The sequence below is a fragment of the Rhodococcus sp. MS16 genome (assembly GCF_013277795.1).
GTDB lineage: Bacteria > Actinomycetota > Actinomycetes > Mycobacteriales > Mycobacteriaceae > Rhodococcus_F > Rhodococcus_F globerula.
This window is the reverse complement of the sequence record NZ_VBTM01000004.1, coordinates 91,915-113,224: the sequence shown is the minus strand read 5'-3', so window position 1 is coordinate 113,224 and position 21,310 is coordinate 91,915. Positions and strand designations below refer to the sequence as shown.

21 protein-coding genes are annotated in these 21,310 nt (G+C 63.2%); 15 read left to right on the top strand and 6 right to left on the bottom strand.

Annotation, left to right across the window (positions count from 1 at the left end; all coding sequences use genetic code 11):
* Positions 1 to 10 precede the first annotated feature (10 nt).
* The 7 genes from FEZ60_RS10005 (at position 11) to FEZ60_RS09975 (ending at position 5,854) form a co-directional block, all read left to right on the top strand.
* Positions 11 to 913: a sulfurtransferase gene (locus tag FEZ60_RS10005; RefSeq protein ID WP_045070622.1), complete on the top strand. Its 903-nt coding sequence runs from the start codon at positions 11 to 13 to the stop codon at positions 911 to 913.
* The gene (locus FEZ60_RS10000; protein ID WP_033231228.1) at positions 910 to 1,326 is read left to right on the top strand and encodes a SufE family protein; all 417 of its coding nucleotides are present in this window, start codon (positions 910 to 912) and stop codon (positions 1,324 to 1,326) included. Before FEZ60_RS10005 ends, FEZ60_RS10000 begins: the two co-directional genes overlap by 4 nt.
* A 10-nt stretch (positions 1,327 to 1,336) precedes the next feature.
* Positions 1,337 to 2,749 carry a condensation domain-containing protein gene (locus FEZ60_RS09995; RefSeq protein WP_172936045.1) on the top strand — a complete coding sequence of 471 codons (1,413 nt, stop codon included), beginning with the start codon at positions 1,337 to 1,339 and terminating at the stop codon, positions 2,747 to 2,749.
* Between the two features lie 140 nt (positions 2,750 to 2,889).
* Entirely contained in the window at positions 2,890 to 4,686 is a 1,797-nt protein-coding gene (locus FEZ60_RS09990; protein ID WP_033231230.1) for an acetyl/propionyl/methylcrotonyl-CoA carboxylase subunit alpha, read from the top strand.
* Positions 4,687 to 4,762: 76 nt separating this feature from the next.
* The gene (locus tag FEZ60_RS09985; protein WP_172936044.1) at positions 4,763 to 5,164 is read left to right on the top strand and encodes a DUF1707 domain-containing protein; all 402 of its coding nucleotides are present in this window, start codon (positions 4,763 to 4,765) and stop codon (positions 5,162 to 5,164) included.
* Positions 5,165 to 5,168: 4 nt separating this feature from the next.
* A complete protein-coding gene (locus FEZ60_RS09980; RefSeq protein ID WP_172936043.1) occupies positions 5,169 to 5,510 on the top strand; it encodes a hypothetical protein in 342 nt (113 codons plus the stop codon).
* The gene (locus tag FEZ60_RS09975) at positions 5,507 to 5,854 is read left to right on the top strand and encodes a VanZ family protein (RefSeq protein WP_045070628.1); all 348 of its coding nucleotides are present in this window, start codon (positions 5,507 to 5,509) and stop codon (positions 5,852 to 5,854) included. The genes FEZ60_RS09980 and FEZ60_RS09975 overlap by 4 nt, the downstream gene beginning before the upstream one ends.
* 7 nt (positions 5,855 to 5,861) lie before the next feature.
* On the opposite strand, the gene FEZ60_RS09970 is transcribed toward FEZ60_RS09975, so the two are convergent.
* Entirely contained in the window at positions 5,862 to 6,662 is an 801-nt protein-coding gene (locus FEZ60_RS09970) for a tyrosine-protein phosphatase (RefSeq protein ID WP_045071165.1), read from the bottom strand.
* Positions 6,663 to 6,781: 119 nt separating this feature from the next.
* On the opposite strand from FEZ60_RS09970, the gene uraD reads away from it, so the two are divergent.
* From uraD to FEZ60_RS09940, 6 genes are read left to right on the top strand one after another with little or no spacing between them, the layout of a single operon-like run.
* A complete protein-coding gene (gene uraD / locus FEZ60_RS09965; RefSeq protein WP_172936042.1) occupies positions 6,782 to 7,300 on the top strand; it encodes a 2-oxo-4-hydroxy-4-carboxy-5-ureidoimidazoline decarboxylase in 519 nt (172 codons plus the stop codon).
* Positions 7,297 to 7,626 carry a hydroxyisourate hydrolase gene (gene uraH / locus FEZ60_RS09960; RefSeq protein ID WP_045070635.1) on the top strand — a complete coding sequence of 110 codons (330 nt, stop codon included), beginning with the start codon at positions 7,297 to 7,299 and terminating at the stop codon, positions 7,624 to 7,626. Before uraD ends, uraH begins: the two co-directional genes overlap by 4 nt.
* Positions 7,627 to 7,643: 17 nt before the next feature.
* A complete protein-coding gene (gene pucL, locus FEZ60_RS09955; RefSeq protein WP_095887912.1) occupies positions 7,644 to 8,567 on the top strand; it encodes a factor-independent urate hydroxylase in 924 nt (307 codons plus the stop codon).
* Entirely contained in the window at positions 8,555 to 9,919 is a 1,365-nt protein-coding gene (locus FEZ60_RS09950; RefSeq protein WP_172936041.1) for an 8-oxoguanine deaminase, read from the top strand. Before pucL ends, FEZ60_RS09950 begins: the two co-directional genes overlap by 13 nt.
* Positions 9,920 to 9,926: 7 nt before the next feature.
* The gene (locus tag FEZ60_RS09945; RefSeq protein WP_033231237.1) at positions 9,927 to 10,733 is read left to right on the top strand and encodes an FAD binding domain-containing protein; all 807 of its coding nucleotides are present in this window, start codon (positions 9,927 to 9,929) and stop codon (positions 10,731 to 10,733) included.
* Complete coding sequence (locus tag FEZ60_RS09940; RefSeq protein WP_172936040.1) at positions 10,730 to 13,426, top strand: molybdopterin cofactor-binding domain-containing protein; 2,697 nt, start codon at positions 10,730 to 10,732, stop codon at positions 13,424 to 13,426. The genes FEZ60_RS09945 and FEZ60_RS09940 overlap by 4 nt, the downstream gene beginning before the upstream one ends.
* Here the strand turns inward: FEZ60_RS09940 and lat are convergent.
* On the bottom strand, positions 13,416 to 14,747 hold the full coding sequence (gene lat, locus FEZ60_RS09935) for an L-lysine 6-transaminase (protein ID WP_172936039.1): 1,332 nt from the start codon (positions 14,745 to 14,747) through the stop codon (positions 13,416 to 13,418). The two genes, FEZ60_RS09940 and lat, sit on opposite strands and share 11 nt — an antisense overlap.
* A gap of 65 nt (positions 14,748 to 14,812) precedes the next feature.
* Positions 14,813 to 15,274 (bottom strand): Lrp/AsnC family transcriptional regulator, encoded by a 462-nt coding sequence (locus FEZ60_RS09930; protein WP_045070647.1) that lies wholly within the window; start codon positions 15,272 to 15,274, stop codon positions 14,813 to 14,815.
* Between the two features lie 30 nt (positions 15,275 to 15,304).
* Here FEZ60_RS09930 and FEZ60_RS09925 point away from each other — a divergent pair, with 30 nt between their 5' ends.
* Together FEZ60_RS09925 and FEZ60_RS09920 are read left to right on the top strand one after the other, a co-directional pair.
* The gene (locus FEZ60_RS09925; protein WP_172936038.1) at positions 15,305 to 16,561 is read left to right on the top strand and encodes a VOC family protein; all 1,257 of its coding nucleotides are present in this window, start codon (positions 15,305 to 15,307) and stop codon (positions 16,559 to 16,561) included.
* Positions 16,558 to 18,063 (top strand): aldehyde dehydrogenase family protein, encoded by a 1,506-nt coding sequence (locus FEZ60_RS09920; protein ID WP_095886593.1) that lies wholly within the window; start codon positions 16,558 to 16,560, stop codon positions 18,061 to 18,063. Before FEZ60_RS09925 ends, FEZ60_RS09920 begins: the two co-directional genes overlap by 4 nt.
* On the opposite strand, the gene FEZ60_RS09915 is transcribed toward FEZ60_RS09920, so the two are convergent.
* The 3 genes from FEZ60_RS09915 to FEZ60_RS09905 are packed head-to-tail and all read right to left on the bottom strand — an operon-like array spanning position 18,014 to position 21,235.
* Entirely contained in the window at positions 18,014 to 18,799 is a 786-nt protein-coding gene (locus FEZ60_RS09915; protein ID WP_033231242.1) for an alpha/beta fold hydrolase, read from the bottom strand. The genes FEZ60_RS09920 and FEZ60_RS09915 overlap by 50 nt on opposite strands.
* Complete coding sequence (locus FEZ60_RS09910; RefSeq protein WP_172936037.1) at positions 18,796 to 19,860, bottom strand: isopenicillin N synthase family oxygenase; 1,065 nt, start codon at positions 19,858 to 19,860, stop codon at positions 18,796 to 18,798. The genes FEZ60_RS09915 and FEZ60_RS09910 overlap by 4 nt, the downstream gene beginning before the upstream one ends.
* Positions 19,841 to 21,235 (bottom strand): nucleobase:cation symporter-2 family protein, encoded by a 1,395-nt coding sequence (locus FEZ60_RS09905; RefSeq protein ID WP_092801274.1) that lies wholly within the window; start codon positions 21,233 to 21,235, stop codon positions 19,841 to 19,843. Before FEZ60_RS09905 ends, FEZ60_RS09910 begins: the two co-directional genes overlap by 20 nt.
* Positions 21,236 to 21,310 lie beyond the last annotated feature (75 nt).

Sequence of the window (21,310 nt, the reverse complement as noted above, 5' to 3'; positions counted from 1 at the left end):
GGAGCCACCCGTGCCCGTTGCCCCCGATCCTTTACCCGCGTTTGCCGAGTTCAGTAATCCCGACCGGTTGGTCTCTACTGAATGGCTGTCGGCGAATATCGGTGCGCCGGGACTGAAGGTGGTCGAATCCGACGAGGACGTTCTGCTGTACGACATCGGGCACATCCCCGGTGCCGTCAAGATCGACTGGCACCTCGACCTCAACGATCGGGTCACCCGCGATTACATCGACGGCGAGGCCTTTGCCGACCTGATGAACCGCAAGGGCATCAGCCGCGACGACACCGTTGTCATCTACGGCGACAAGAGCAACTGGTGGGCGGCATACGCTCTGTGGGTGTTCACCCTGTTCGGACACGAGGACGTCCGTCTGCTCGACGGCGGCCGCGACGCGTGGATTGCGGAGAACCGCGACACCTCGTTCGACGTCCCGTTTGCCACGTCCACCGGTTACCCGGTGACCGCGCGTAACGACGCTCCCATCCGCGCCTTCAAGGACGACGTCCTGGCGCATCTCGGCGGCGGACCGCTGATCGACGTGCGGTCACCGCAGGAGTACACCGGCGAGCGCACCCACATGCCCGATTACCCAGAGGAAGGCGCGCTGCGCGGAGGTCACATCCCCAGCGCCCGGAGCATTCCGTGGGCCAAGGCCGCCGCCCCTGACAGCCGTTTCCGCACGCGCGCAGAACTCGACGAGATCTACGGTGACCTGTCGCGCGAAGACAAGATCGTTGCGTACTGCCGTATCGGTGAGCGCTCGAGCCACACGTGGTTTGTCCTCACACACCTCCTCGGGTACCCCGACGTCCGCAACTACGACGGTTCGTGGACCGAGTGGGGCAATGCCGTGCGCGTTCCGATCGCTGTCGGCGAAGAACCCGGAGACGTTCCCGCCGGAGCATCGGCATGAGCGAATTACCTGAGCCACTGGCGGAGATAGTCGACGACTTCGCAGCCGTCGGCACCTCCGACAAGCTCACTCTCCTTCTCGAGTTCAGTCGCGAGTTGCCGCCGCTACCCGCCGAACTCGAACAAGACGCCATGGAACCAGTTCCGGAATGTCAGTCGCCGCTGTTCCTTTCGGTGGACGATGCCGATCGTGACAAGGTCCGGCTGTATTTCAGCGCGCCCGCAGAAGCCCCGACCACTCGTGGCTTTGCCTCCATCCTGGCGCAGGGCCTCGACGGTCAGAGCGCGGACGCGATTCTTGCGGTTCCCGACGATTTCTACTCGGCGCTCGGTCTCGCGGAAGCGGTCAGTCCCCTTCGTCTGCGCGGCATGTCCGCGATGCTCGCCCGTATCAAGCGTCGTTTGCGGGGCTGAGTACAAGAACATGGAATTCACCGAACTTGCCGACTACGCGATTCCCAGTGGATCGCTCGTCGAATGGCTTCCGTGCGCAACCGGTCAATGGACGCCTGATCCGCGCCCGGCGTCGTACATCCACGAGGCGCACCTGCAGCGCTCGTCCGCGGGCGCGGGCGGGCAGTCCTGGCTCGGAACGGCGTTCGAGATCCCCGGACCACTCGATCTCGAGGCTTTCCGAATTACCTTGCAGCAGTGGATCGATCGGCACGAAGTTCTTCGCTCGCACACGTCACTCGATACCGAGTCGGGTGAGATAATTCGGCACACGGTTCCCGTGAACGGAATCGACATCGGCGTTGTCGATCACGGATACAACTCGCCGAGCCAGGTCAACTTCGAGCACCTGCACCGCCTGTTCGACGAGTTTGCGTCACCGCACAGTTGGCCGTCGTACGTGTTCGCGACCCTCACACCTCGAACCGACGACGGCCCCTTCACAGTGTTCTTCGCGGCCGATCACTCGATCATCGACGGTTTTTCCATCGTCCTGATCGCACACGAGATCGCGTCGCTGTATCGCGAGAATCTGACGGGCCAGCCTGCCAACTTGTTCCCGGTCGGCAGCTACGTCGATTTCGGGGCACAGGAACGCCAGCAGATGGCCGATCAAGACGCCGAGGACGCCGCTCTCGACGTCTGGCGAGAGGCCATGGAAGACGGCGGACTCCCCCAGTTTCCACTGCCTATCGGCGACCGGGGTCCGGAGTCCCAGAACGGGCTATCGACGTGGCTTCTCGACACCGATCAGTCGAAGGCGTTCAGCGCCAAGTGCGCCGCGAGCGGGGTCGGCTACTTCGCGGGACTGCTCGGCCGCCTTGCCGCCGTCGGACATGACGTCGCCGGGGTCGATCATTTCCGGGTCGTGACGCCGATCCACACTCGCACCGCTCAGGAATGGGCCGGCGCGCTGGGGTGGTTCGTCGGTTTGTGTCCACTGGACATCCCGATTGATTCCGACCGCTCCTTCGACACTCTCGCCGAGCGGGCTGCCACATCGATGTCCATGCGCAAACCGGCGGCAGCGATACCGTTCGATCGCATCGGAGAGAAACTCGGAACTCCGATCCGGCCTCGATTTGTGGTGTCCTACATGGATGTTCGATTTGTCCCGGAAGCAGCACAGTGGCCGGAATGGAAGGCACGCGCGCTGCGCAGCAAGGCATACACCCATGACGTCTACCTCTGGATCAATCGAACACCACAGGGTCTCAATCTGGCTGTGCGCTATCCCAACAACGACACCGCAAACTCGTCGGTGCACAGGTATGTGGCGGCGTTCCGTCGAGCGATCGAAGAAACGGTCGTCGGCAACGAAGAGAAGAACCCGACAAACGACGCTCCCGGCTACTCGTCGGTAGCTTTGCAAACCGTTTCGTGAGCACGGCCCAGGTAGACCGATCCGGTTACAACCTGCATCGAAGCGATGAATACACTCCGAAGCGATGCCAGTAAAACTCCGACGGTGACTGCTCCGTCAGTGCACCGAGGAGACAGATAATGCGAACTACAGGAGGCTCAGTGCCCAGTCATGCCAGCGCGCACATTACGAAGGTGCTTGTCGCAAACCGCGGTGAGATCGCGGTGCGGGTCATTCGGGCAGCCAAGGACGCCGGCTACGGCAGCGTCGCTGTCTACGCCGAACCCGATGCCGACGCACAGTTCGTGAAGCTCGCAGACGAGGCGTTTGCCCTCGGTGGACAGACCTCCGCCGAGTCCTACCTCGTATTCGACAAGATTCTCGACGCAGCCCGTAAGTCCGGCGCCGACGCCATTCACCCGGGCTACGGCTTCCTCTCCGAGAACGCCGACTTCGCCCAGGCCGTCATCGACGCGAACCTCATCTGGATCGGTCCATCACCGCAGTCCATCCGCGACCTCGGCGACAAGGTCACCGCTCGTCACATCGCCGAGCGCGCCAAGGCTCCGATGGCAGCCGGCACCAAGGACCCCGTCAAGGGTGCCGACGAGGTCGTCGCGTTCGCCAAGGAATTCGGTGTACCGGTTGCCATCAAGGCAGCATTCGGCGGCGGTGGACGCGGCATGAAGGTCGCCCAGACCATCGAGGAAATCCCCGAGCTGTTCGAGTCCGCTACCCGTGAGGCCATCGCCGCCTTCGGTCGCGGCGAGTGCTTCGTCGAGCAGTACCTCGACAAGGCGCGCCACGTCGAAGCTCAGGTCATCGCCGACCAGCACGGCAACGTTGTTGTTGCCGGTACCCGCGACTGCTCGCTGCAGCGTCGTTTCCAGAAGCTCGTCGAAGAGGCTCCGGCCCCCTTCCTGACGGACGACCAGCGCGCACGCATCCACGCGTCCGCCAAGGCGATTTGCAAGGAAGCCGGCTACTACGGCGCCGGAACGGTCGAGTACCTCGTTCAGGGCGACACCATCTCCTTCCTCGAGGTCAACACCCGCCTGCAGGTCGAGCACCCTGTCACGGAAGAGACCGCAGGCATCGACCTGGTGCGTCAGCAGTTCCTCATCGCCAACGGTGAAGAGCTCTCCATCAAGGAAGATCCCACCCCGCGTGGACACTCCTTCGAGTTCCGCATCAACGGCGAAGACGCCGGCCGCGGCTTCATGCCCGCCCCCGGCCCCGTTTCCGTCTACCGTGAGCCCTCGGGCCCCGGCGTCCGCGTCGATTCCGGTGTTGTTGCCGGCGACGTCATCGGCGGCCAGTTCGACTCCATGCTCGCCAAGCTCATCGTCACCGGCGCCAACCGCGAAGAAGCCCTCCAGCGTGCTTCTCGCGCTCTGGCCGAGTTCGAGATCGACGGCCTCGCGACCGTCCTCCCGTTCCACCGCCACATCGTCGAGAACCCGGCATTCGTCGGCAACGGCGAGAAGTTCGACATCTACACCAAGTGGATCGAAACCGACTGGGAAAACACCATCGAGCCGTACGCCGGTTCCGGTGCACCGGTCGACGACGAGGACGAGGCTCTGCCGCGTCAGAACGTTGTCGTCGAGGTCGGTGGACGTCGTGTCGAGGTTTCCCTCCCGGGTCAGTTCTCGCTCGGCAACGGCGGCGGCGCAGCATCCGGTGCCATCCGCAAGAAGCCGAAGGCACGCAAGCGCGGCGGCGCGGGCGGCGGCGCAGCATCCGGTGACGCCGTCACCGCTCCGATGCAGGGCACCGTCGTCAAGGTTGCCGTCACCGAGGGCCAGGAAGTTGCCGAAGGCGACCTCATCGCTGTCCTCGAGGCCATGAAGATGGAAAACCCCGTCAACGCGCACAAGGCCGGTATCGTCACCGGACTGTCCGTCGAGGCAGGCGCAGCCATCACTCAGGGCACGGTTCTGGCAGAACTTAAGTAACAGGCTTCGCGTGTGCGCCTTTCCGGTAGTTCCCACTACCGGAAAGGCGCACAGTCGTTTGAGTAGGCTGTCACTCATGGCTGATGTTCCCGACATTCGTATCGGCACTGCTGAACGTGAGCAGGCATTGACGGCGCTGACCGAGCATTTTGCAGCCGGTCGCCTCACTGTCTCGGAGTTCGACGAGCGCAGTGGAATCGTCACGGCTGCAACAACTCGCAGTGAACTCGCTCCGGTTTTCAAGGATCTTCCCGATCCCGTTCCATCTCCCCCCGCCACATCAGCTTCGGTTCCAGCGCGGAAGTTCGACCCCGACTGGTCCGGTCGCATCATGGCGGTCATCCCGATCCTTGCCCTCATCCTCTTCTTCGTCACCGGTACGTGGCTGTGGTTCCTCGCCATTCCGCTGGCCGGCCCGCTGCTGTTCGGGACGGACAAAGAACGCAAGAAGAAACGTCGCGACGACAGGAATTCCTGAATTCATGGACCCGATAGAGATCAATGCGGGCGCGTGGTATCTGCGAGCGTTGCGCGCGGACGAACGCGTCGACGACCGACCGGCGCTTGCCGACGGAGGGATCAGCGACCCCGGTTACGTAGATCTCCGGACATCTCAGTGGGCCGAGAACACCGTCTACTCGTGGGCTGTGTGCCAACCGAATACCGGTGAACTTCTGGCGGAGGTTCTGCTGACGCCCCGCGGCGCCACTGCCGAACTCACCGGTTGGGCAAGATCCGGCCACGACGAGGCTCTTGCTACCGCAACTGATGCGGTTTCGCGTTTTGCCGAGGGCGCCCTCGAACTCACGGTGACGCGCGGATGACGTACAACCGGTACTGGCCACTCGCCATCGCTGTGGTGATCGCACTGATCATGTTGTTCTCCCCCGGATCCACCGTTCCGTCCGGGCCGGAGAACAGCGACAAGGTCACCCACACATTGATGTTCGTCGTTCTGGCGATGACGTCGTTGCACGCCAGAATCCCCTGGTGGCTCACGGCGCTGTGGCTGATCGCGTTTGCCGCGGTGTCCGAAGTCCTGCAGGGAGTCCTGCCGATTTCCCGTTCCGGTTCGGTGTGGGACGCGGCCGCCGATCTGGTCGGTATCGCGATCGGCATCGGGATCGTCGCCGCCGTCGGATACCGGCGACGCGCCCGCGCCGTCTAATCCGCGATCAGCCGATCAGGTTGCCGCGCAACCGAGTCTGAGTGTCCTGGTCGATCTTGAGCCCGTCAGTGAAATACGCCTCGATGGAACCGTGCACCGATTCCAGTTCGGCAAGCGATGCCTCCAGGTACTCGGGCCGTACCCCCAGAACGCCTTCGAGCAGCGTCGGATCCCCTCCCGTGGCGGCAAATTTCTCGAAGAGCGGCGCGAACAGCGGTAGCAGGACCGTGTTCGTCAGCAGGTAGTCCTCGAACACCGCGTCCTTCGACGCGCCCAGGAAGAGCAACAGCGCCGCCGCGGCCCATCCCGTCCGGTCTTTACCCGTCGTGCAGTGAATGAGTGCCGGCGCACTGGTTGGCTCTGCGAGATCGAGGAACAACTGGCGGTACGACGCCACCGCGCTGGGCAGGGTCACAAAATCGCGGTAGCTGCCTTGGAAGTACTCGAGCGCCTGCCCGCTTCCCAGCAACTCTGACGCGGCCCGGGGATCGGCGATCATTTGCTGCATCTGGGCCGGGATAGCTCGATACTGCTTGTCCGCCAATACGTCCAGTCCGAGTTCCCGGATTCCGGCCGGGGTCCGGTCCGGTGCTGTTTCGCGCTCGGAGGCGGTTCGCAGGTCGTAGATCGTGGTGACGGCCAAGTCGGCCAGCGTCTGCTCGCCTTCTTTGCTGAGCGACGCTAGATCGGTGGAGCGGTACACCGCGCCGGTTCGCACCGAACCGCCGAATCGGGACTCCGGTCCCCCGATATCGCGCAGGTTCGCCAGCGAAGGAACAACGGAAGACAGCTTCGGATTGTCAGTCATACCTAAGAACATAGGCGATGACACCCTCACGACTTATGACACTCGCGACAATTGCGACGTACGATCGCCCGTAATTGCTGCGCTACATTTCCGAAACATGTTCGGATAATGCTGTGGACATGCCTACAACGAATTCCAGCGGTCTCGATGCGTTCAACGCACTCGCAGACCAATCGGTGCGCAAGGCTCTGCTCGACTGTTGCCACTCCGACGCCTGGGCGAACTCGCTCGCGGCGGCACGGCCCTTCGCGAGCGTCGACGCTCTGCTGGACAGCGCGGATTCCGTGCTGCGCGACCTACCCGAATCCGAGATCGACAAAGCCCTCGCGGGGCACCCGCGTATCGGTGAGCGCACCGAGAACGCGTCGTCGAGTCGCGAACAGGCCGCGGTATCCACGGCCGGCGCCGACCTCCTCGAGCAGTTGCGCATCAAGAACGCCGAGTACGAGGACAAGTTCTCGCACGTCTACCTCGTCTGTGCAAGCGGTCGGTCGGCCACCGAGCTCCTCGACATACTCCAGAAGCGACTGGAAAACGATCCGGAGTCCGAACGCCGCGTGCTACGAATCGAGTTGGCCGCTATCAATCGCATCAGACTCACCCGTCTGATCGACTCGTTGTCCGGAGATGATGCATGAGCAAGGTACTGAGTACACACGTCCTCGATGCGACAACCGGCAACCCGGCCGAAGGTGTCCACGTCCAGCTCTGCGAGCCGGACGGTTCGCAGATTTCTCAGGCCCACACCGATTCCGACGGCCGGGTCGCCGAACTTGCCCCAGACGGCCTGACTTCCGGAACCTACCGCCTGATCTTCGACACCGGAACATATTTCGAGTCGATCCAGCAGGAAACCTTCTACCCGGAAGTGACAGTGACCTTCCGGATAGACGACACGAGCCGTGGCTATCACGTCCCGCTGTTGCTGTCCCCCTTTGCCTATTCCACCTATCGCGGGAGCTGAGAACCACTGTGAACACCATCAACACCACCACCGCACCGCTCTCCGGAACCATCGAACTCACCGGGCACCAGTACGGCAAGGCCGAGAATCGTGTTGTCCGGATCTACCGCGACACGCCGCGCCACGAGATTCACGACATCAACGTCTCCACTTGTCTGCGAGGCGATTTCGCCGATGCCTACCTCACCGGCGATCAGTCGAAGGTGCTACCCACCGACACTCAGAAGCAGACCGCGTACGCCTACGCCAAGGAAAAAGGCCTGATCTCGATCGAGTCGTACGGTCTCGAACTCGCATCGCATTTTGTCGACGACATCGAACCGGTGACGGGCGCACGGATCGAGATCGAGGAGTACGCCTGGGAGCGCGCCGTGGTCGACGGCGCCGAGCACGATCACACCTGGATTCGCAAGGGTCAGGAAGTGCGAACCGCGTCGATCACGCACGACGACACCGGAACCTGGGTGATCGGCGGTCTGAAGGACCTGGTTCTGCTCAAGTCCACCGGCAGTGAGTTCTCCGGGTTCCTCCAGGATCCGTACACCGTCCTCGAACCGACGCAGGACCGCGTCATGGCCACCACGCTGGTGGCGCAGTGGCGATTCACCACCACCGACGTCGACTGGGAATCGGTATATGTGGGCATCAAGGCACAGATCGTGAAGCAATTCGCGACGGTGCACTCACTTGCGTTGCAGCAGACCTTGTTCCAGATCGGCAAGGCGATCCTCGAGGACTTCCCGATCATCGCGGAGGTGCGGCTGTCCGCGCCCAACAAGCACCATTTCGACTACGCGCTCGGCCGTTTCGGTATCGAGAACGACAACGAGGTGTTCCATGCCGCGGATCGCCCGTACGGCCTGATCCAGGCCGCCGTCAGCCGCTCGGACGCACCGGACGCCGGCCCATCGTGGACAACGTACGCCGGATGGCTTTCGTGACCGACTTCGTCATCAGGGGCGCTCATGTCGTCACAATGGACGGCGCCCGTACCGAATTCACCGACGGGTACGTAGCAGTTACCGGGAATATGATCACGGCCGTCGGCCAAGGGCCGGCTCCGGAGTTTCCCGGGGCACGTACCATCGACGCCCCCGGTTGCCTCGTGACGCCGGGCCTGGTGAACACGCACCATCACCTGTACCAGTGGATCACTCGCGGCCTGGCTGCCGATTCAACGCTGTTCCAGTGGCTGACCACGCTGTACCCGATCTGGGCGGGGATCGACGCCGACGCAGTGCATACGGCCGCAACCGGTGGCCTCGCCGCGCTGGCGAAGACGGGATGCACCACCACCACCGATCATCACTACGTGGTCCCACGCGATGCCGGTGACGTGTTCGAAGCGGAGATCACGGCGGCAGCACAGGTCGGCCTGCGATTCCATCCGACGCGGGGGTCGATGGACCTCGGGCAGAGTTCCGGCGGACTGCCGCCTGATCACGTCGTGGAGAAACTGGACGACATCCTCACCGACACCGCGTCGGTCATCGACCGGTGGCACGACCCCAGCCCCGATTCGATGCTGCGGATCGCGGTGGCACCCTGCTCCCCGTTCTCGGTTACCGAGGCGTTACTCCGCGAGTCCGCGGTTCTGGCCCGGGATTCCGGCGTCCGAATGCACACCCATTTGGCGGAGACGCTGGACGAGCAGGACTTCTGCGCAGAGCTGTTCGGCTGCACGCCGATGGAGTACATGGAGCGAGTCGGCTGGGTTGGCCCGGACGTATGGTTCGCGCACGCCGTCCACCTCGACGATTCCGCGATCGAGACGATGGCGCGCACGGGAACTGCTGCGGCACACTGCCCTACGTCCAATGCGCGACTCGGCGCCGGGATCGCGCGCACCCGCGATTTGCTGGACGCCGGTGTCACCATCGGGCTCGGAGTCGACGGCGCGGCCAGCAACGAGGCGTGCAGTTTGGTCGAGGAGTCGCGCCACGCCCTCCTGTTCGCCCGCGCTCGCGGCGGCCCCCAGGCTTTGACGGTTCGCACCGCCCTGGAACTCGGGACCATCGGGGGTGCGAGGGTTCTCGGCCGTGAGCACGAGATCGGCTCCCTCGAAGTGGGAAAACTGGCCGACCTCGCGGTGTGGGATCTGAATACGCTCGCGCACACCGGCATCACCGACCCGGTCGCGGCGTTGGTGCTCGGCTCGACACCACCGTTGAAACTTCTGATGGTGAACGGTGCGGTTGTGGTCGCCGACGATCGGGTAACCACGATCGACGAGGACGTCGTCGCATCGGACGTTGCTCGCGCTCACCTCGACCTGGTGCGAAAGGCCGGGTGAGCCGACAGTGGATCTGCACACGGTCGATCAGGTTCTGGTGCCGGCCACTCGGACCGATCTGCCCGGTCCCTCGACCGGTGTCGGATTCATCGGAGGCGGCACTTGGCTGTATTCCGAACCTCAACCTCACCTGAGCACGCTTGTCGATCTGGCCGGCTTCGGCTGGGAGCCGCTCACAGTCACCGAACATGGCCTCGAGATTGCCGCGACCTGCACCATCGAGGAACTGTGCCGCTCCGAACTTGTGGCACAGTTCCGGGCTCAGCAGTTGTTTCGGGACTGCGCGGACGCGCTGCTTGCGTCGTGGAAAGTGTTGCGCCACGCCACCGTCGGCGGGAACATCGCTCTGTCGTTTCCCGCCGGTGCCATGACCACTATGGCCGTCACTCTCGACGGTGAATTGACCGTGTGGCGTCCGGGCAGCGGCGAATACCGTGTGGCCGTGAAAGATTTTGTGACCGGAAACGGCACGAACGCGCTGGGCGTCGGCGACATCATTCGGTGCATCACTCTCCCCACTCGGTCGCTGCTCGCCCGCACCGCATTACGCAAACTCGCTCAGACCTCACTCGGACGGTCTGCCGTTGTCGTAGCGGGCCGAAAAGACGTCGCTGGTTTCACACTCAGCGTCACGGCGGCAACGCGGCGGCCCCACGTGCTGCGATTCGACGCCCACCCGAGCGCGTCCGAGTTGGCCGACGCCCTTCGCGTGATCCCAGCCGACTGTTATTTCACGGACGTCCACGGCAGCGCACCCTGGCGTGAGTCGATGACAGCACTACTGGCCGAAGAGGTCAGGGAGGAACTCACATGAAGTACTCCGTCGACGGGGTTGCCCGCGACGACGAACCACGTCCGGGACAGTGCTTGCGGACGTTCCTGCGCGAGCACGGGGTCATGTCCGTCAAGAAGGGGTGCGACGCCGGAGATTGTGGCGCGTGTTCGGTACTGCTGGACGGCACGCCCACGCATTCGTGCATCTTCCCGGCGCACCGCGTCGACGGGCACGAGATTGTGACCGCAACCGGTCTCGGCACTGAAGACGATCTGCACCCGGTGCAGCAGGCGTTTGTCGACGCCGGCGGATTTCAATGCGGATTCTGCACCGCAGGCATGGTGGTGACGGCGTCGGCGCTGACACCCGCGCAGAAGGAGAACCTGCCGGCGTCGATGAAGGGAAACCTGTGCCGCTGCACGGGGTATCGCTCGATCCGCGACGCTCTGGCGGGCGCGAAGAACGTCGAGGACGCGGTTCGCTCTGTAGCTCAGGGCCGTTCCATTGCGGCCCCGGCTTCGAGTCGAATCGTCACCGGAACAGAACCCTTCACTCTGGATCTGGCCGAGGGCGACGTCCCTTCGGGCTTGGTGCATGCAGCGGTTCTCGGCAGCCCGCACCCCCATGCGTATGTCAAGGAGATCAACACTGACGCAGCACAGTCCGCGCCAGGTGTCGTTGCCGTTCTGACCTATCTCGACAGCCCGGATGTTCTCTTCTCCACAGCGCGCCATCAGAACCGCACCGACGATCCGGACGACACCCGCATCTTCGACCGCACCGTACGTTTCGTCGGTCAGCGAGTTGCCGCTGTCATTGCAGAGACACCGCGGGACGCACAGCGCGCGCTCGCGCTGATCGAGGTCGACTTCGAGGTTCGCGCAGCTGTCTTCGATCCGGAGCCCGCTCGCGCGCCCGGCGCGCCGCTTCTGCACGCGGACAAGGATATGTCCGCTCGTATCGCCGAGCCCACGCGCAATATCGTCGCCGCACTCCACGACGGAGTGGGCGACGTCGAGAAAGCCCTGAGTGCATCCGCTGCCGTTGTCGAAGGCACGTGGCAGACCGCTCGGGTTCAGCACGTTGCCATGGAGACGCACGCCGCGGTGGGATGGCTGGACTCCGGTGGCCGGCTTGTCATTCGCAGCAGCACGCAGGTGCCGTTCCTGGTTCGGGACGAGTTGGCACACATCTTCGGTCTCACCCGCGAGAAAGTCCGCGTGTTCACCGCGCGAGTGGGTGGCGGTTTCGGCGGCAAGCAGGAAATGCTGACCGAGGATCTTGTTGCCCTTGCCGTCCGGAAGACCGGCCGACCGGTGCAGTACGAGTTCAGTCGCAGCGATCAGTTCACGATGGCCCCGTCGCGGCATCCGATGCGGGTGTCGGTCCGGTTGGGCGCTGACGAGCATGGCCACCTGAACGCGCTGGCGATCGACGTCCTCTCCGACGCCGGCGCATACGGCAACCATTCCGTCGGAGTGATGTTCCACGGCTGCGCGGAATCTATTGCCGTCTACCGTTGCCCGACCAAACGCGTCGACGCCGAGGCCGTGTACACGAACAATGTGCCGTCTGGTGCGTTCCGCGGCTACGGCCTGGGGCAGATCATCTTTGCCGTCGAATCCGCGATGGATCAACTTGCTCGGAAACTCGGCGTCGACCCGTTCGAGTTCCGTCGACGCAACGTGGTGGTTCCGGGAGACGACTTCGTGGACTGGCACGTCGAGGACGGCGACCTCGAGTTCGGCAGTTACGGTCTCGATCAGTGTCTGGACCTGGTCGAGCGCGCGCTGTCGAGCGGACGCGGGCAGACGCCGCCAGACGGACCCCGGTGGAAAACGGGGCAGGGCATGGCCGTTGCGATGATCGCCACGATCCCGCCGCGCGGACACTTCGCCGACACCACGGTCACCCTCGAGGCCGACGGGCGCTATGTGGTCCGGATCGGTACCGCCGAATTCGGTAACGGGACAACAACAGTTCATCATCAGATTGCCGCCACCGAATTGCGAACCACCGTCGATCGCATCGTGATCGCTCAATCCGACACCGACATCGGTGGACACGACACCGGCGCCTTCGGTTCGGCCGGCACCGTTGTGGCGGGCAAGGCTCTCCAGATCGCGTGCGAACGCCTCCGTGATCGGATACTCGCACGAGCACAATCACTGTGCGTCGGTCCGGTCGAACTCGCGACGGACGGTGTAACCACCACAACCGGCTCTGTCGGTTTCCCTGCACTCCTCGACGGCGGACCGCTCTCGGCCAACGGCCACCATGACGGCTCGCCGCGGTCGGTGGCGTTCAACGTCCACGGCTTTCGGGTCGCGGTGGATACAGCAACGGGCCGGGTCGTCATTCTGCAGTCGGTCCAGGCTGCCGACGCCGGCACGGTACTGAACCCCGCACAATTGCGTGGGCAGGTGGAAGGTGGTGTGGGACAGGCACTCGGCGCAGCGATGTTCGAGGAGATCGTCATCGAGGACGGGCATGTGGTGAATCCGCAATTGCGCAACTATCACGTTCCGCAGTTGGCGGATCTCCCGATCACCGAGGTTCTTTTTGCCGATACCTACGACAAGTTGGGACCATTCGGCGCCAAGTCCATGAGCGAAGCGCCGTTCAATCCCGTTGCCCCGGCACTGGCCAACGCTATCTTCGACGCGGTGGGTGTTCGGTGCCTCGCCACTCCGATGACGCCGGATCGGATCTGGGCCGAGCTCACGCGGTAAGTGTGTGCAGTACCCGCTCGACGGCGTCCACCGCTGCGTCCAACTCACCGGTTGTCACGGTCAGCGGTGGACGGAACCGAATTCCGCGCTGCCCGCTCGGCAGAATGAGGACATGCTCGTCCTCGCGAAGCGCGGTCACCACCCGGTCGCGTAACTCGGTGGCGCTCAGGGTGATCGCGCACATGAGGCCACGTCCGCGGGGTTCGGTGACCTCGTCGAACCTTTCGCTTGTCGCGGTCAGTCGCTGAAGTAGGTGCGCGCCGGTGAATCGAACCCGGTCGATCAACCGGTCGCGTTCGATGACCTCGAGAATGCGCCGGGCACGCACCATGTCGGTGAGATTGCCGCCCCACGTCGAGTTGATCCGCGAGCTGATGTGAAAAACGTTGTCGTGCACCTCGTCGACACGGCCGCCTGCCATGATGCCGCAGACCTGAGTCTTCTTCCCGAAGGCCACGACATCCGGTGCCAACCCCAATTGTTGGTAGGCCCAGGGCGTTCCGGTTGATCCGCACCCGGTCTGCACTTCGTCGAGAACGAACAATGCGTCGTTCTCGCGGCACAATTCCTGCATCGCCTGGAGAAACCGAGGCCGGAAATGGTGGTCACCACCCTCACCCTGGATCGGTTCGGCGATGAAACAGGCGATGTCGTGCGGATTCTCGTGAAATGCCTGCCGGGCCTGTGCCAAGGTTTCCTGCTCGACAGCCTCGATGTCGCGGCCGTCCGCGACATAGGGCGAGGTGATCCGAGGCCAGTCGAACTTGGGAAACCGGGCAACCTTTCCCGGATCGGTGTTGGTGAGCGACATCGTATAGCCACTGCGCCCGTGGAAAGCCTCGGTCAGGTGCAAGACCTTGGTCCCGAGATCCGGTGAGCGCCCCTCACTTTCGTTCCGTCGGCTCTTCCAGTCGAACGCCACCTTCAGCGCATTCTCCACAGCAAGGGCGCCGCCGTCCACAAAAAACAGATGCGGTAACGCCGGATCGCCAAGCACCCGAACGAAGGCGTCGACAAATCGTGCCATCGGCACACTGTAGATGTCGGAATTACTCGGCTTGTTTGCTGCAACCATTGCCAATTCGCGCGAGAATGCCTCGTCGTCGGCAATGTCCGGATGGTTCATTCCGAGCGCCGACGACCCGAAGAACCCGAACATGTCCAGATAGTCGACACGGGTGCGGAGATCTTGTAGATACACACCGTGCGAGCGTTCGAGATCGAGAACCAGATCGAATCCGTCCGTGAGGATACTGGCAGACAGGACCTCGAACACCGGGAAATCCGCACTGCCGTCGAAGCCTTGCGTCGCGGTACTCATACGCAAAGATTAAGTCAAAATTATTGCCATGTCGATGATTAGATGGAAAAATTACTGCAGATCGGTCATTCGTCGTAAAATGTTTGAAGAATGACCGTGCTACGGGTGCTCACATTGGCCGCCGTTCGGATCTCCTGCAGCAACGCCTCCAATGCCCGGGGCGAGGCGACTCGAACAAGAAGTACGTAGCTTTCGGCCCCGGCTACCGAGTGACAGGACACCACTTGGGGCAAGTGCCGGAGCCTGGCCGGCGCATCGTCGGGTTGAGAAGGATCCAGAGGGGAGATCGCGACAAATGCCGACAGATTCTGACCCACAGCTTCCGGATCGATCTTTGCCGCGTACCCCCGGATCACGTTGCGCGATTCAAGCCGACGCACCCGCGACTGCACCGCCGAGATCGATAACCCCGCCTTGTCGGCAAGACTCGCCAAAGTGGCACGCCCGTCCACAACGAGCTCTCGAATCAACAACTTGTCCGTGTCGTCGACCGGAGGAATTCCGCCGTCATTCTGTTCGTCACCCACCCGCGAAGGTTAACGTAACCGGACATACACATGCTTGAAAAGTGGCAGTTACGTTCTCGGTTTGCCGCCGAACTGTCGCGGATGTACGGGAACGAGGTTCCAGCGTACAACACGCTGGTTGACGTGACACTGCAGGTCAATCGGGATTACACGGCCACCCGTCCGGGCTCGGAACGCTGGGGAACCCTGGGCCGGATCAGTGCGGAAAGGCACGGTGCGATCCGGCTGGGCACTCTCGGCGAACTGCGCGACGTCGCGACGATCTTCGGCGCCCTCGGGATGTCGGCGGTCGGGTTCTACGATCTGCGGCTCACCGATCCCCCTGTTCCCGTGGTCTCTACCGCATTCCGTCCTACCGATCCGGGGGAACTCGCGCTGAACCCATTCCGCGTCTTCACTTCGGTTCTCACTACCGGAGACAAGCGCTTCTTCACGGCCGATCTTCAGCGCAGAATCGCCGCATATCTGGGTACGCGATCTCTCTTCTCCCCCGACCTGCTTCGCCTGGCCGCGACGGCGCAGCGCGACAACGGGTTGCCGGAGCCGCAGGCGACACACTTCGTCGACGCCGCCACCCGCGCCTTCCGCCTCGGAACCGGGCCGATCGACGCGCCCTGGTATCGCGAACTTGCGCACATCTCCCCGGTGGCCGCGGACATCGCAGGCCAAAGGTCGACCCACCTCAACCATCTCACCCCGCGGGTACTCGACATCGACGATCTGTACCGCCGCATGACCGAACGCGGCATCACCATGATCGACCGGATTCAGGGTCCACCGCGATGGGGTGGTCCACCACTCCTGCTGCGGCAGACCTCGTTTCGGGCGTTGGCCGAGAACCGCCCGTTCCGCGAGCCGGATGGTTCGGTGCACGATGTCCCCGTCCGCGTGCGCTTCGGTGAAGTCGAGGCCCGCGGCATAGCGCTGACTCGCACGGGCCGCGAGATCTACGACGCTCTGATCTCCTCCCCGGACACGGCGGTATGGGAAGACGCGTTTCCATCCACGGAGGACGGCCTTGCCGACGCCGACCTGGCGTATTTCACCTACCGACGTGACGGTTCGAGGATAATTCGCGAGCCCATCGTCTACGAAGACTTCCTGCCGGCGTCCGCCGCTGGGATCTTTGCGTCGAACCTCGATTCGCCCAGTGGATTCGTTTCCGATGCGGACAGCGCCGATTACGGGCAGGATCGACTCGAGGGTGCCATCGGACACCCCGTCCTCGACCCTTTCGAGTTGTACCGCACGCAGCAGGACGCCTCCCGCGAAAGGACTCACCCGTGAACCTTCCCGATCCTTCCGCTCTCGCCGAGCGCGCCCACTCCGCGCTTGCTCGCTGCGGAGCCGAGTGGCCCACCGGCAACCTGACGGCTCGCACACCGATTACCGGAACCGAAATTCGCACTCTGGAACAACATTCCGCTGACGATGTCAACGGCGCGGTTGCCGCAGCACACGACGCGTTCGGTGACTGGCGCACGGTTCCTGCGCCGATCCGCGGCGCCGTCGTGCGGCAACTCGGCCGACTCCTGAGCGAGCACAAAACGGATCTCGCGGAACTGGTCACGCTCGAGGCCGGCAAGATCTCGTCGGAAGCACTCGGCGAGGTCCAGGAAATGATCGACATCTGCGAATTCGCGGTTGGTCTCTCGCGCCAACTCTACGGGCGGACCATGCCTTCGGAACGGCCAGGACACAGACTGATGGAGACGTGGCATCCGATCGGTGTTGTCGGTGTCATCTCGGCCTTCAACTTCCCGGTCGCGGTGTGGTCGTGGAACACCGCGATCGCTCTGGTGTGCGGAGACACGGTGGTCTGGAAGCCGTCCGAGACCACACCTTTGACCGCGCTGGCCTGCCATACCCTCCTTCGCCGCGCCCTCGCCGATTGCGACGCCCCTCGAGGCGTCCATCAACTGGTGATCGGTGGACGCGACGTGGGTGCGGCACTGGTGGACAATCCGCAGGTCGCGCTGGTGAGTGCCACCGGGTCGGTACGCATGGGACGCGAGGTTGCGCCGCGAGTGGCGGCGAGGTTCGGACGAAGCCTCCTCGAACTGGGCGGAAACAACGGCGCCGTTGTCACCCCGTCCGCGGATCTTGATCTGGCAGTCCGCGGAATTGTCTTCTCAGCGGCCGGAACTGCGGGGCAGCGGTGTACATCGCTGCGCCGGTTGATCGTTCACGAATCGATAGCCGACGAGCTGGTCGCAAGAATCTCTGCCGCCTACGCACAACTACAGGTAGGCAACCCGTTCGACGACGGCGTCCTGGTCGGTCCGCTGATCAACGACGCCGCACTCGAGGCGATGCAGTCCGCGCTCACCGCCGCGCAGTCGAGCGGCGGCACCGTCGTCTGCGGCGGTGAGCGGGTCGGCGACACCGGTTGCTACGTGCGCCCGGCGCTGGTCCGGATGCCGAAACAAAGCGAGATCATGCACACCGAGACCTTTGCACCCATCCTCTACGTTGTCACCTACAACGAGTTCGACGATGCCATCGCACTCCACAATGCTGTGCCGCAGGGTCTTTCATCCTCGATCTTCACACTCGATCAGCGGGAAGCCGAACGGTTTCTCGCAGCCGACGGTTCCGACTGCGGTATTGCCAACGTCAACATCGGCACGTCGGGCGCAGAGATCGGCGGCGCGTTCGGCGGCGAGAAGGACACCGGCGGCGGACGCGAATCGGGTTCCGATGCGTGGAAGGCGTACATGCGCCGCGCAACCAACACGATCAACTACTCGGACCAACTACCGCTGGCTCAAGGCGTCGAGTTCGGCTGAGGGCATCTGCGGCAAATTCGGCGATCGCGGTGACCAATTCGGTGCGCGCGGACAATTGCGGAGCGTGATCGGTCTCGAGACTCACCACGTTGGCCCCAGGCACTCGCTGCTGCATTCCTCGCTGCGTCTCGATCGGAACTGTACGGTCCAAGGTGCATTCGACGTATAGGCGCGGAACCGTACCGAATCGCTCGGGGGTGATTGTCGGTGCCATCAGTCGTGCAGTTTCCTGTTGTGGCACAAGTTGGCGTGCCGCAGCGATCGCGTCGGCTACCGGGGCCTCGTGGAAGAACACCGCTGCACCGGCTTCGGGTGGGACCACACTCGAAAACCCGTCATCCGAGCTGACCACCCATCGCGAGATCCCGACGGGCGCCGGTAATTCCACTTCGTTGCACAGCATTCCGAAGTCCATACCCGACGGCAGCATCATCCCGGCGACATACACGATTCCCGCGACCGCAGCGGGAACTCGCTCGGCAACCTGCGACACCACGATGCCACCACCCGAGTGACCTACCAGCACAGCCGGACCGTCCAGCGAATCGAGCACCGCTACAACGTGATCGGTCACGGCACTTAGGTCTACGACAGTGTCCCGATCGAGGACGCCGGCCCCGGGAAGGTCAACGACTACCGGGTTGAACCCCGCCGCTCGCAGTGGTTCCAGCATCGAATCCCAGACCCAGCCTCCGGCCCAGGCACCGTGGACCAGAACAAGATTCCTGGCAGTCACGACGTTGCCTCCAGCTGCGCTGCGACGCGAACCCGCTCGGCTTCGCGCCCGGCCGCGGTGTTGGACTTGCCCTGCCGCGATCCGGCCAGCTTGGCTTTGATGTGATCCCGGACGGAGACAGGTTCGTACGCCAGTCCGGACTCGTCGAAGAAACTCGGCAGCGTTTCGATCACGGCATCGACGTTTCCGTCGTGGAAAAATGCGGCGGAACGACGCCGCTTGATGGTGCCGTTCACCACGGGAGGTGCCACGCGGTGCAGCGTCGACATCCAGCGGTCGTTGGTCAACTGGGCCGTCAGATCGCCGAGATTGACCAGTAGCGCATCGTCTTCAGGCCACACGTCGTGCCACCGTTGGTCACTTCCGAGTACCTGGAGCCCCTCAACCTGATCGGCCCACAGGACGGTGACCAGCCCGAAGTCGGTGTGTTCGCCCATCCCCTTGAGCTCGCCGTCCAGCGTCACGGTTCCCTCGGGCAACGCGTAGTTGTTCATTCTCAGCACGTCGATCGAGTGATCGGTGATCGAGTCGAAGAACCCCGGCGTCAGCCCCAGCGCATCGTCGAAGATAGTGGTCAGCGTGCGAGCTACCCGTGCTGCGTGTGTGTAGTACGACTCGATCCTGGCCCGGAATTTCTCGACGTCCGGCCACACGTTGATACCGTAATCCGCTTCGGAGAGATCAAGATCGGTGAACGACCGAGCTTCGATGCCGATGTTGAACGCCTCGAAGAAATCGTTCATCCGGGTCGCGGATTCCACGCCGAGACTCAGGCTCAGCGATTCACTCTTGGGTGGGCTGTACCCGCGGTTGGCTCCGGCAACGCGGTACTCGTTCTTCGCCTCCATCGGCAGTACAAAGAAATCGTCCATCGCGCCGGCGAGACCTCCCGCCACTTCCGCAGGAATTCCATGACCTCGGATCTGGATGAATCCCACTCTGCTGCAGGCATCGTCGATCTCGGCGGCAACTCTGGCCTGCTCCTGCGGCGAACCGCCACGAACGTACGGGGAGATGTCGATGACGGGGACTTCGAAGGACTCAGGCGGTAACTGCGACATGGGCGTCTCCTGTCGGTGTGACTGGGGATTGTGCGACTGCAGGTGATTCGGGAAGGCTCTCGCGCGAACTGCGGGCGAGTTCGCCGAGTCGGGTGTGGTTGAACAGCAGGTTGAGTGTGAAGGCCGACGCCGCGGCCAGGGTGATTCCGCTGCCGAGCAGGATCTGCGCAGACGACGGGAACCGCTCGAACATTCCTTCCGCGAACTCCGGAAGGAGACCGATTCCGACGGATACCGCGGCAATGGTCGTATTGATCGGATCGCTGAGATCGACCTTGCGGAGTGTGTTGATGCCGACGACGGCAACCGTGGAGAACAGGATGATGCCGACGCCGCCCACCACCGGATCAGGCAGTGCTGCAACAACTTCACCCATTCGGGGGATCAGTCCGAGAACGATGAGGATGGCGCCACTGGTAGCGGTGACGTATCGGCTGTACACGCGGGTAGTCGCGACGGCGCCGACATTCTGCGAGAACACGGTGTCGACAAAGGCGTTGAAGATACCGCCGAGCACTCCGGACAGACCGTCGGCCACCAGGCCACGCGCCAAATCAGCCTTCTTCAAGGGCTTTCCGGTGATCTCACTGACTGCCAACATGCTGGCGGTCGATTCTGCGAACACGACTGCCATCACGATGCTCATGGCCACCACTGCGGTGACCGGAAACTCGGGTGCTCCGAAATGGAAGGGCATGGGAATGCCGACCCACGCGGAACCGGATACACCACCGAGGTCGATCAAGCCCATCGGAATGGCGATCACGGTACCGATGACCAGCGCGATCAGGACTCCCAGCTGAGTCCACATTCCGCGCCCGAGGCAGATGAAACCGACTGCGATCGCAACGACAGCTGCGGCCAGCGCGAGGTTCTTGGGATCTGCGAATGACGGTGCGGTGGGGTCGTTTCCGACGATCAGGCCACCGGCGACGCCGATCAGCGAGATACCGATCACGGTCAGGACCACTCCGGTCACGAGCGGCGGGAAGTAACGGACGATCTTGGCAAATGGCACTGCCAGCGCGATTCCGACCACACCACCGACCAGCATGGAGCCGTACACCGCCTGCAATCCGTATTCCTGGGCGATGAGAATCATCGGTGTCAGGCCGGCGAATGTGGCGCCGCAGACGATCGGAAGTCGTACGCCCGCAACCTTCCCCACGCCCAGGCTCTGAATGATGGTGATGATGCCGGCAACAAGCAGATCGGCGCTGATCAGCAGTGCAACGGTGCTACGATCCAGGCCCACGGCCGCACCGAACACCAGCGGTACCGTGATGCAGCCTGTGTACATGATCAGGACGTGCTGAAGAGCAAAAGCTGACTGGCGGGCAAAGGGCAACCGCTCGTCGACTGGATGGATGGCCATGCGCCGATCTCCGTCCGTAGCTGGGAGTGTTTTGTGTACTTCCCTATTGAGCACGTCGATAATTTCTTGCTGTGG

Coding starts and splice junctions, on each gene's coding strand:
- FEZ60_RS09975 (WP_045070628.1), top strand. CDS start 5,507: ATGACGTACAACCGGTACTGGCCACTCGCCATCGCTGTGGTGATCGCA.
- FEZ60_RS09910 (WP_172936037.1), bottom strand. CDS start 19,860: ATGTCGCAGTTACCGCCTGAGTCCTTCGAAGTCCCCGTCATCGACATC.
- FEZ60_RS09980 (WP_172936043.1), top strand. CDS start 5,169: ATGGACCCGATAGAGATCAATGCGGGCGCGTGGTATCTGCGAGCGTTG.
- FEZ60_RS09940 (WP_172936040.1), top strand. CDS start 10,730: ATGAAGTACTCCGTCGACGGGGTTGCCCGCGACGACGAACCACGTCCG.
- FEZ60_RS09970 (WP_045071165.1), bottom strand. CDS start 6,662: ATGACTGACAATCCGAAGCTGTCTTCCGTTGTTCCTTCGCTGGCGAAC.
- lat (WP_172936039.1), bottom strand. CDS start 14,747: ATGAGTACCGCGACGCAAGGCTTCGACGGCAGTGCGGATTTCCCGGTG.
- FEZ60_RS09950 (WP_172936041.1), top strand. CDS start 8,555: ATGGCTTTCGTGACCGACTTCGTCATCAGGGGCGCTCATGTCGTCACA.
- uraH (WP_045070635.1), top strand. CDS start 7,297: ATGAGCAAGGTACTGAGTACACACGTCCTCGATGCGACAACCGGCAAC.
- FEZ60_RS09925 (WP_172936038.1), top strand. CDS start 15,305: ATGCTTGAAAAGTGGCAGTTACGTTCTCGGTTTGCCGCCGAACTGTCG.
- uraD (WP_172936042.1), top strand. CDS start 6,782: ATGCCTACAACGAATTCCAGCGGTCTCGATGCGTTCAACGCACTCGCA.
- FEZ60_RS09995 (WP_172936045.1), top strand. CDS start 1,337: ATGGAATTCACCGAACTTGCCGACTACGCGATTCCCAGTGGATCGCTC.
- FEZ60_RS10000 (WP_033231228.1), top strand. CDS start 910: ATGAGCGAATTACCTGAGCCACTGGCGGAGATAGTCGACGACTTCGCA.
- FEZ60_RS09905 (WP_092801274.1), bottom strand. CDS start 21,235: ATGGCCATCCATCCAGTCGACGAGCGGTTGCCCTTTGCCCGCCAGTCA.
- FEZ60_RS09985 (WP_172936044.1), top strand. CDS start 4,763: ATGGCTGATGTTCCCGACATTCGTATCGGCACTGCTGAACGTGAGCAG.